This window comes from Lacipirellula parvula (assembly GCF_009177095.1).
Taxonomy (GTDB): domain Bacteria; phylum Planctomycetota; class Planctomycetia; order Pirellulales; family Lacipirellulaceae; genus Lacipirellula; species Lacipirellula parvula.
The window spans coordinates 5,657,254-5,667,829 of the sequence record NZ_AP021861.1; the positions used below are offsets into that span (position 1 = coordinate 5,657,254).

Sequence of the window (10,576 nt, forward strand, 5' to 3'; positions counted from 1 at the left end):
TTCACCGCAGGCGACGCCCGCGGCTTTATGATTTGGCCGCGTTGTCGACCTTCGGTGCGAATGCGAACTTCGCCACGATGCCGCTGAGGCCCACGATCCCGATCAAGTTCGGGAAGACCTGCGCGCCGTTGAGGATGTCGCCCCACGCCCACACGAGGTCGACCTTGGCCACAGCGCCGATGGGCACCAGCAGGCAGTAGAGCCAGCGGTACGGCATGACAATCCGCCGGCCGAACAGGTACTCGAGAAACTGCTCGCCGTAAAACGACCAACCCACCAGCGCCGTGTAGCCGAACAGCAGCACGGAGAACGCTACCATCCAGCCGCCGGCGGTCGGAATCGTGGTATTGAACGCCTCGGCCACGGCGGCCGAGCTTTCCATACCGTCGAGCTTCCAGACGCCAGTCAGCAAGACCGTGAGAGCACTGATCGTCGAGGTGATGAAGGTGATGATGAACACTTCCATCACCGCATTGAGCCCTTGCTGCTCGGGCCGATCGCTCTTTGCCACGCCGTAAACCACGGCTGCCGTGCCGTAGCCGGCTTCGTTCGCATAGGCCCCGCGGGCAAGGCCCAGGCGAAGCGCCTGGCCCATCACCGTCCCCATGAAGCCGCCGACAGTCGCCCCGGCGATCGGCCGCAGCGAGAACGCCTCGGTGAAGACGTCGTGCAGCACAGCCGGCAGATTGCCGATGTTTATCGCGATGACCGCCACCCCGCCGAGCAAGTAGAACCCGACTTTGAAGGGCGAAAGCTTCTCTAGCACGCGGCCGATTGACTTCACGCCGCCGATGCACACCGCCCAGGCCAGCACGGCCAGGATGACGCCGACGACGAGTCTCATCGTCCGCAGGTCCGCCCCGGCGACGTTGAATGTGCCGAGGTCCATGCCGGCCTTCTTGAACTGGCTGTCGATAACGATCGCGATCGAATTCGGCTGGGTGAAGGGGGTCGTCAGCAGGCAGGCAATGCCGGCGACGAAGGCGTAGACCCAGGCCAGGGCGGGCGAGCCGAGGCCGTCGCGCAGATAGTACATCGGGCCGGCCAGCGTCTGCTCACCCTTGGCGATGCGGTACTTCAAGCCAAGCGCCGCTTCGCCGAATTTCACCGCCATGCCGAAGAAGCCGTAGCACCAAATCCAGAACAGGGCGCCCGGCCCGCCGGTGATGATCGCCGCCGCGACGCCGGCGATGTTGCCGACGCCAATGGTCGAGCCAAGGCCCATCATGAACGCCTGGAACGGCGAGAGAGCGCCGCCGGCCCCCGCCTGCTGCGACGCGACCATCGTCGAGAAGGCTTCGCGAATCCGCCGCACCTGCACGAAACCGCTGCGAAACGTGAAGAAGATGGCCACCCCAAACAGCAGGCAGATGGCCCACGGCCAGTACATGGTCGCCGAAATTTTGTCGACCGACTCGGCGAGAGAGTCCATCCAGGAGACAGATTGAGGCATAGGGATTCGCTGACCAGGGAAGGCTGTGGAAACGACTCGCCGCCAGACGATAAGCGGCATCTTAACAAGTGGTTGATGCCAATGCTGGCGCCGCCGGGAGTTGCGGCGAGCTTCCGCGCAAAAACATTCTCAGCGTGCGCAAGCACGAGCGTCGGCCCCGCCCCGTGGCCGACCTTGCCGGCCCCTGCCCGCTTTCCTAAACTCCCCGCCCCTGCAATCCCGCCGTCTCGCCGAATCGATTTTTCGGAGACTCGATCCATGTCGCGCTCACTCCTCCTCGCCCTCCTCTCGCTCGCGTGCGCCGCACCGACCGCGCTCGACCGCGCCGCCGCTCAGGCGCCGGAAGTCACCGGTTGGAAGGCCGCAGCGCCGACGGCCGATTCGCGCTACGGCGATCCGAGCGCTGCCGCAGCTCAACCGCTGCCCGGCGGAGCACCAGCCGCCGCGCCAATCACGCCCACCCCCATGGCGGCCAACGAGCCGATCACGCATGCCCAAGTCAGCCGCGGCACGAACCAGCTGCCGAACGACCACGGCCAAGTCTGGCGCGAGTATGACATCAGCCCTTACACGATCCGCTTGGAGTCGAGCGCTCACCCCGAGCAATTGATCGTCGACTGGATCCTCCGCGAAACTGGTTTCGAAACCTGGCACTCGACGCCAGTCGGCCTCCTCTCGGCCGATCGCAAGACGCTGCGCGTTTATCACACGCCGCAAATGCAGGCAGTGGTCGCCGACATCGTCGACCGTTTTGTCAGCACGAAGGCCCAGAACCATGGCTTCGGGCTGCGGATCCTCACGCTGAAGAACCCCAACTGGCGAACTCGTGCGATTCCGCTGATGACGCCGATCCCCGTCCAGTCGCCGGGCGTCCAGGCCTGGATCATGGCTCGCGAAGACGCCGCGGTGATGCTTGCCGAGATGCGCAGCCGCACCGACTTCCGCGAACACACGACCGCTCATCAAATGGTTCTCAACGGGCAGACGTCGATCGTCTCGACGATGCGACCGCGAACCTACTCGAAGGGCATCATTGCGAACCAAACGACCTGGCCCGGCTTCCAACCGGAACTCGGCCAAATCGACGAAGGTTTTTCGTTGGAGTTCAGCCCGCTGCTGTCGACCGACGCGGCGACGACCGACGCCGTGGTGAAGCTGAAGCTGTCGCAGATCGAAAAGATGATCCCGGTGCAGCTCGAAGTTCCGTCAGTGGCTGCGGCGAATCAAAAAGCGCAGATCGACGTCCCGCAAGTGACGGCCGTGCAACTGCACGAACGCTTCCGCTGGCCGACCGACCATGTGCTGCTGCTGTCGATCGGCGTCGTCGCGACGCCGGGCCCCGAGAAGGCGAACCCGCTCACCGACATCCTGCCGCTCCCCAAGAGCGCCCCGCGGGCCGATGCGCTATTGCTCGTCGAAAGCAGCGGCACCGTCAACCAACCGATGCCGAGCGTCGCCGGCACGCCGGGCGTCACGCCGCTCGCGGTTCCGATGACGGCGCGGCAAACGACGCCGACGTTCCACGGGCGGTACTAGGGCGGTGACTGACGACTAGTGACTAGTCAGTGGCCGATTTTAGCCACTGCATCAAACCCATTAGGCGACCTATACTTTGGCAGTCCAACGAGGACATTCGGTTCCCGTTTGCCCGTCTGAGGTTCGTCGCCATGTCGACCATCGACTCCGCCAGCGTGAAGGCTGTGTTTGAACAGCGTTCGATGTACGACGCCGTCGTCGACGGCGACTACATGTTTCATGTTGAGATCAACGCCGCGTTCGGCGAGTGGGCGCGAGCATTTGGCCGGCCGTTGCGAATCGTTGACCTCGGCTGCGGCGACTCTGGCGTTGCGGCTCGCGGGTTCACTGACGCCGAGGTGGCAAGCTACGTCGGCGTCGATCTGGCCGAGTCGTCGATCGCGGAAGCCCGCCGCAGCACCGCGGCCTGGAGTGATCGCGTCGAACTCATTTGCGGCGACTTGCTCGACGCTCTGCAGCAACTGCCCGCCGGCTCCGCCAACGTCGTGCTGGCCAGCTACTCGCTCCACCATTTCAGCACGGCGGAGAAGCAAACGCTTCTGGCCGAGATCGCCCGCGTGCTCGAACCCAATGGCGCCCTGCTCTGGGTCGACGCGGTGCGGCGGAACGACGAATCGCGCGACGAATACATCGCCGCGCTCACCAGCGAAGTGATGGATTCGTGGACGGCCCTCACCATCGACGAGCGCGAACGGGCCTGCGAGCACATCCGCACCGCCGACTTCCCGGAGACGGAGGCCTGGATGATGGAAGCGATTGCGGCGGCAGGGTTTAAGGTCGAAAAAACCCTCTTCCGAGAGGAGCTATTTCGCGGCTGGGAACTTCGGAAACGGCAGCGCTAACGCGTCGGAGGCTGCCCCGCCTCGCTTGCCCCCTTCCCGCCAGCCCTTCCGCCGGAAATGAGATTTAGTTGACATTTGTAAGTCAATTCGATTAGTCTCTCCCTGCCAGAACAGCGGCGTTTACTGAACGCCTGCGGCAGACGATCTGGAACGTCGGCCTGCCGCCTCTCATCAATTCAAGAAGGGGCATATCATGGGCTACAAGCGCAATGCTGCGCGGCGGGGACGCTGCGCTGCGAAGAGTGCGTCTCGCAACTCTCGCTCGCTAAGCGTAGAGAGTCTGGAAGATCGCCGGGTGATGGCCGTCGACTTCTCGTTGCTCAGCGATGCGAACGTCGTTCCGAACGTCAGTTCGTCATCGCTACCGAGCAACTACGTCGAAGTGAACAGCACCGTGTTCTTCACCGCAGCCGATGGAGTCCGCGGCGTTGAACTCTGGAAAACCGACGGCACGGCTGCAGGAACGCAACTCGTCAAAGACATTCAGCCCGGCGGCCTCAGTTCGACGCCGAGCAGTCTCGTCAATGTGGGGGGCGTGCTCTACTTCGCGGCCAACGACGGCTCTTCCGGCGTGGAACTCTGGAAGAGCGACGGCACGGCGGAGGGAACCGTGCGCGTCGCGGATATTCGGCCCGGCGCCAATGGTTCATCTGTGCGCTACCTGACTGACGTTGGCGGAACGCTCTTCTTCGTCGCCAATGACGGCGCCCACGGGTACGAGCTTTGGAAGAGCGACGGCAGCAGCAACGGTACGGTGCTGATCAAGGACATTGAAGGGCTTCAGGTTCCGTTGCCAAACGGCGCTCTGGAGAGCATGAAGTCGCTTACCAACGTCAACGGCACGCTCTACTTCGTGGCCAATGACGGCGCACACGGTCGCGAAGTCTGGCGAACGGACGGAACCGCCGCGGGAACCACGCTGCTAAAGGATATTGGCGATCAGGGAATGTATCCGCGGGCAGGCTCCAACCCGCTGCAACTCGTAAATGTTTCCGGGACGCTGTACTTCACCGCGAGCGAGTTCTTTAATTTTGGGCCGTTCAACGACCTATGGAAGTCGGACGGATCCGAAGCTGGCACGACTAAATTGACCAATACGGGAGGAGGTGAACAGTTGCCTGTTGGCAATCTTGTCAATGTCAACGGCACGCTGGTGTTCTCCGCAAACTCCGTAAATCTCGGAACTGAACTTTGGCGCACCGACGGCACGCCGGCAGGAACGACGCTGCTCCGCGACATCAATCCGGGACAGGCTTCAGGATTCTCCAGCACGCTGAAATCACTCGTTGTCGGAAACCAGCTCTACTTCGCAGCGAACGACGGCACGCACGGCTTCGAACTTTGGCGGACCGACGGCACCTCCGCAGGAACGGAATTGGTTTCCGACATTCGCCCAGGACTAGCTGGAAGCGCACCGACGAATTTCACCGCCATCGGCGGTACGGCGTACTTCACCGCCACGACCGATGAGTTCGGCTCCGAACTGTGGCGCTCTCAAGGAACCGCCGCGACCACGCAACTAGTAGCTGATACGACCCCCGGCCCGGGATCTCTCAACGTCGGTCTCCCCCTGGCGGGCGAGTCGATCTTCGCGGGCGTGGGGAACGCCGTCTACTTCCGCAACAACGACGGCGTCAACGGCTCCGAGTTGTGGCGCAGCGATGGCACGGCAGCCGGCACAGGAATGGTGAAGAACATTTCTAGCTTGGCGGGAAGCTCCGGACCGGCATTACTCACTCCATTCAAAGGATTTACCTACTATATCGCGAACGACGGCGTTCACGGCTACGAACTATGGCGAACCGACGGCACTCCCGCAGGAACGGCGATGTTCAAGGACCTGCTGCCCGGAGACGCCGGCTCGACGCCAAGCCAGTTGCTGGTCGCCGGCGACTTCCTCTACTTCACGGCGATCTACGAATTTGGTCGCGAATTATGGAAAACGGACGGGACCTTCGAGGGAACCACGCTGGTGAAGGACATCCGCCCTTTCGGCGACAGCAGTTCAATTGCCCAACTCATCGAAGTTGAAGGCGTGCTCTACTTCACTGCCAACGACGGCCTGACGGGAGTCGAGCTGTGGCGCAGCGATGGAACAGCAGCTGGCACACAGCTCGTCGTGGACATCGCCGCGGGAGTAGAGAGCAGCCAACCGACCGCGCTCACAAAAGTAGGCAACCGGCTTTACTTCGTCACTGGGGGGTCCTCGTTCAACTTATGGCAAAGCGACGGCACAGCGGCGGGAACTTCGATGATCGCGAGCGTCCATCCGCAGTCTGGTTCGGCGCCTGGTTCGATAACTGAAGTCAACGGAACGCTGTTCTTCCGCACCGGAAATGAGTTGTGGAAGAGCGACGGCACCGCCGCGGGAACCTTGCTTGTGCGAGGATTCAGCTCCTCGAACTACAATACAAGCGAGTTATTCAACCTCAACGGCGTCCTCTATTTCAGCGCGAACGGAGATTCAGCCGGCACGGAACTATGGCGCAGCGACGGCACAACGGCCGGCACGGTGCGGGTCAAAGACATTAATCCAACGGGCAGTGGAGCGCCTCAGCGCTTTGTTGAGTTCAATAGTGAACTCTACTTCGTTGCCAATGATGGAACGACCGGCGCGGAGCTGTGGAAGAGCGACGGCACCGCCGCAGGGACGCAACTCGTGAAGGACGTCTTCCCGGTGCGCGATACAAACATCCCCTTGGATCTCACGAACGTTCATGGCACGCTTTACTTCAGCGCCAGGAACTCGACCTTTAACAACGAGCTCTGGTCGAGCGACGGCACTGCGGAAGGAACCGTGTTAACGAAAGACTTTAACGGGGACTTCAGCGGGAGTCAGCCTAACAACATCACCGTTGTGGGCAACAAGCTGTTCGTAACGGCGGCGACCCCGGCTGAAGGGCTTGAGCTATGGGTCGCCGATCTCCCTCGTCAAGCAGGCGACTACAACGATGACGGCCGCGTCGACGGCGCCGACTTCCTCGCATGGCAGCGAGACTTTGGTTCTGCAGCGACGCCCACGGGGAGCGGCGCCGACGGAGACGGCGACGGAGCGATTGGCAGCGGCGACTTGGATGTGTGGAAGGAGGCGTTCGCGCCGCCGGCGATCGCCGCGCCGCTGCTGGCTCCCGCGATGACGGCGGAGCAGACGCTGAGCATCGACGAGGTCGCCATCGTGGATACGGAGACGCCAGAATTGCGGCGGACGCCGTTCACGGCGCCAACCGTGCCGAGCACTGCACGCTTGGTCGCCCGCGATCAGTTCTTCGCCATCGGCGACGTGTCGAGGATGTTCTCGATTGAAAATGACGGGGCGACCGATTGGCTAGCGAAACGCCGGCGGCGGTAAGATTCGCGGCATTATTCGGACAATTGCCGCTCGATCGAATAATTGCAGCGTTTGGCGGGAACAACTAGACTGGGGAGGTTCACCTCCCCAGTCCGCCGCCAGCCCGTTGCCCCGACCGCAGATCAACATGCCGTACGGTCCATCCGATTTCACTCGACGCCCCCAAGGCAGGTCGTTGCGCGTTGAGACGCTCGAAGAGCGCCGCGTGCTTTCCGTGACAGTGGAGATGCTGACCGACATCGGTTCGATGCCTCAATCTGGCGATTCCAATCCTTACGGGTTCGTTGAGATCGGCGAGCTGACATACTTCCGCAGCCGACCGTCGTCGTTTGAGCCCGAACAAATCTGGGTCACCAACGGGACGACGAACGCGACGCGACGATTAAGCGAACTGCTGCCAGGCAACCTGAACGTCAGCGGCATCGCGGGAGACGTCGCCGGCAAGCTCTACTTTTTCGTGAGCGAGACGATCCCGTTCCGCTACACGTTGTGGCAGTGGGAAGGATTTGGCAGCGAGCCGACGCCTGTGCTCGACGCCAACGGGCAGAGCGTCGCCGCCGCGACGTCGCTCACGGAAGTCGACGGCGTTTGGTACTTCGGCGGCGGCGCCGCGAGTTCCGAACTGTGGCGAACCGACGGCACGCAAGCGGGCACGTTCCGCGTCAAGACGATCCGCCCGGATGGATTCGCATCGTTCGCACTAGCGATGTTCAACGCGAACGGGACGCTGTTCTTCTCCGCCGACGACGGCACTCACGGCAGGGAACTATGGAAGAGCGACGGCACGGAAGCGGGCACCGTGCTTGTGAAAGACATAAATCCGGGGAGCTCAGGAGCCTGGTCGGAACTCGCCGACAAGACGGCTGCACTTGTCGGCGACGTCCTTTACTTCGGCGGGAACGATCCCACGGGCGGCGCCGAACTCTGGCGCAGCGATGGCACGGAAGCGGGCACGTTCCGCGTGAAGGACATCGCCGGCGGCACGAATAGTTCAAATCCGAAGTACCTGACGAACATAGGCGGCGTTCTGTACTTCACGACGAGCCTCAGCGACGTTGGGTTGAACTTACTGTGGAAAAGCGACGGCACGGAGGCAGGAACCACCGCCATTCCGTTTGGAGGGAGCACCCCGTTCGATTTGACTGAATTCCATGGCGCGCTTTACTTCGGCGCCAGCGGCGCCCTCTGGCGCAGCGACGGCACGACGGCGGGTACTCAGCGGATCGGAAGGAGCGACTCGCAGTATTTTGGCCTCACGATTCCGTCTCCTCTGCATCCTGGCAGTACGCTCCATCGCGACAACATCGTTAACTTCAACGGCACGCTCTACTTCCTCAGCGGCAACAGCGCCGGCGGTACTAGCCTATGGAAGCTAGCCGAGGGCGAAGCGAACGCGACGTACGTCTTCGGCAGCAACACCCCGCCCCCGCCCTCGCCCTCCTCTCCGATTGTCGATCCGTTGCAGTATCTGACCGTCGCGGGCGACAAGCTCTACTTCGCCGGACGTTCCAGCTATTACGGCATCGAGCCGTGGGTTAGCGACGGCACGGTCGCCGGCACGCGCATGCTGAAGGACATCACCGGCGCCAGTTCCTCCTCGGAAGTCGGCGGACTGATCAACGCCAACGGCACGCTGCGGTTCTTTGGCAGCACTGGAACGACCGCGGCGCGGCCGCGCGGCTTGTGGTCGAGCGACGGGACGATTCCCGGCACCACGAGCTTCGTTGAGATCGGCGGAAGACTGGACCACTATTCGGTTCTCGGCGTCGCCGGAGGGTTTACGTTCTTCAAATCAACCGGCGGAAACGCCAACGATTGGGAACTGTGGCGAACCGATGGCACGGCGGCGGGAACGCTGCGGGTGAAAGACATTCGCCCCGGCGTCGAGAGCAGTCTGGGGAACGGGTTCAGCAACGCCGTCGAGATGAATGGCTTTCTGTACTTCCACGCGAATGACGGTGCGGGCGGCTTCGAGCTGTGGCGCAGCGACGGCACGGAAGCGGGGACGACGATGGTCGCCGACGTCGCCTCCGGCGCGCCCGCCGGCTTCATCTCGGGATATGGCACGTTGGCGAACGTCGGCGGGACGCTCTACTTCGTCGGCAACGACGGCGTGAACGGCTACGCCCTGTGGAAGACGGACGGCACGTCGGCGGGAACTTCGCTCGTGCGCGGCTTCGCCACTTGGCCCCCGGCCAATCTCTTCAACGCGAACGGTACGCTGTACTTCTGCGGGGGCGACTCGGAACATGGATTCGAACTGTGGACCAGCGACGGCACGACGGCGGGGACGCTTCTTGTTAGAGACATCGGGCCCGGCCATTCGCTGTCGCCAACCGATTCGCCAGGCTTTGTGAATATCGGCGACACGCTTTACTTCGCCGCCAACGACGGCACCGTCGGTTGGGAATTGTGGCGCAGCGACGGCGCCGCGGACGGCACGCAACTCGTCAAAGATATCCGGCCCGATGGCGGCAGCGCCTTCACGGGCAGACCCCGACTTACCGTTGTGGGGAACACGGTCTACTTCTTCGCCAACGATGGCGCCCTGGGGGAGGAGTTGTGGAAGAGCGACGGCACGGAGGCGGGAACCGTGCTCGTGAAAGACATTCAAGTCGGACCGACTTCTTCGCAAGTCGGGGTGATGGCAGAGCCCGTCAACGTCAACGGCATTCTCTACTTTGCCGCACGCACCAGCACGACCGGCGTTGAATTGTGGCGCAGCGACGGAACCGACGCAGGCACCTACATGGTGCGCAACCTCAACACGACGATTGGCGGCGCCGGGGGTTCCGATCCGGCCTTGCTCACGAACATCAACGGTCTCCTTTACTTCATCGCGAACGACGGTGTTCACGGCCAAGAGTTGTGGGTTGCGCGTCCCGAAGCCGTCGAGCCGCTTGCCGGCGATTACAACAACGACGGCCGCGTCGACGGGGCCGACTTCCTGGCATGGCAGCGCGGCTACGGTTCTGCAGCGACGCCCGCGGGAAGCGGCGCCGACGGAGATGGCGACGGCGCCGTTGGCGCTAGCGATCTCGACGTGTGGAAGAACCACTTCGGTTCTTCAACGCCAAGCACCGCGGCGAGCTCGGCGGCGGTCGCCGCGTTCGTGGCTCCGGCGATCACGGCAGCCGACGAGTTTGAAATTGATGAATTCAACGCCACCGCCGCCGCCGTCTCGACAACCGAGGCTGGGGCGACCTCGTCGCGTCTCGCTGCGCGAGACGCCTTATTCGCCGCTGGAGATTTCTCGCGAGTGTCAACGATCGAATCGGCGACCGAGTCTTGGGGCGTCAATCGCCGCCGCGGCCGGACCAGCTTGCGGACGCCAACCTGATCAGGCATGCCGCGCCCAGCAGCGTCTGCTTCTTCCCCGCCCGGCGGCTTGATGAC

General features: G+C 62.9%; 5 protein-coding genes. 4 read left to right on the top strand and 1 reads right to left on the bottom strand.

Annotated features, from left to right (window positions below; all coding sequences use genetic code 11):
* Positions 1–25 precede the first annotated feature (25 nt).
* On the bottom strand, positions 26–1,453 hold the full coding sequence (locus PLANPX_RS22165) for an alanine/glycine:cation symporter family protein (protein WP_198421797.1): 1,428 nt from the start codon (positions 1,451–1,453) through the stop codon (positions 26–28).
* A 258-nt stretch (positions 1,454–1,711) separates the two neighbouring features.
* On the opposite strand from PLANPX_RS22165, the gene PLANPX_RS22170 reads away from it, so the two are divergent.
* The 4 genes from PLANPX_RS22170 (at position 1,712) to PLANPX_RS22185 (ending at position 10,520) form a co-directional block, all read left to right on the top strand.
* Complete coding sequence (locus PLANPX_RS22170) at positions 1,712–2,989, top strand: hypothetical protein (RefSeq protein WP_152100837.1); 1,278 nt, start codon at positions 1,712–1,714, stop codon at positions 2,987–2,989.
* A gap of 131 nt (positions 2,990–3,120) precedes the next feature.
* The gene (locus tag PLANPX_RS22175) at positions 3,121–3,831 is read left to right on the top strand and encodes a class I SAM-dependent methyltransferase (protein ID WP_152100838.1); all 711 of its coding nucleotides are present in this window, start codon (positions 3,121–3,123) and stop codon (positions 3,829–3,831) included.
* A gap of 298 nt (positions 3,832–4,129) precedes the next feature.
* Positions 4,130–7,180: an ELWxxDGT repeat protein gene (locus PLANPX_RS22180; protein ID WP_172992251.1), complete on the top strand. Its 3,051-nt coding sequence runs from the start codon at positions 4,130–4,132 to the stop codon at positions 7,178–7,180.
* Positions 7,181–7,385: 205 nt separating this feature from the next.
* Positions 7,386–10,520 (top strand): ELWxxDGT repeat protein, encoded by a 3,135-nt coding sequence (locus PLANPX_RS22185; RefSeq protein ID WP_172992252.1) that lies wholly within the window; start codon positions 7,386–7,388, stop codon positions 10,518–10,520.
* Positions 10,521–10,576 lie beyond the last annotated feature (56 nt).

Excerpts from the sequence above, each read along its gene's own strand:
- PLANPX_RS22165 (WP_198421797.1), bottom strand. The coding sequence starts at position 1,453 with ATGCCTCAATCTGTCTCCTGGATGGACTCTCTCGCCGAGTCGGTCGAC.
- PLANPX_RS22170 (WP_152100837.1), top strand. The coding sequence starts at position 1,712 with ATGTCGCGCTCACTCCTCCTCGCCCTCCTCTCGCTCGCGTGCGCCGCA.
- PLANPX_RS22175 (WP_152100838.1), top strand. The coding sequence starts at position 3,121 with ATGTCGACCATCGACTCCGCCAGCGTGAAGGCTGTGTTTGAACAGCGT.
- PLANPX_RS22180 (WP_172992251.1), top strand. The coding sequence starts at position 4,130 with ATGGCCGTCGACTTCTCGTTGCTCAGCGATGCGAACGTCGTTCCGAAC.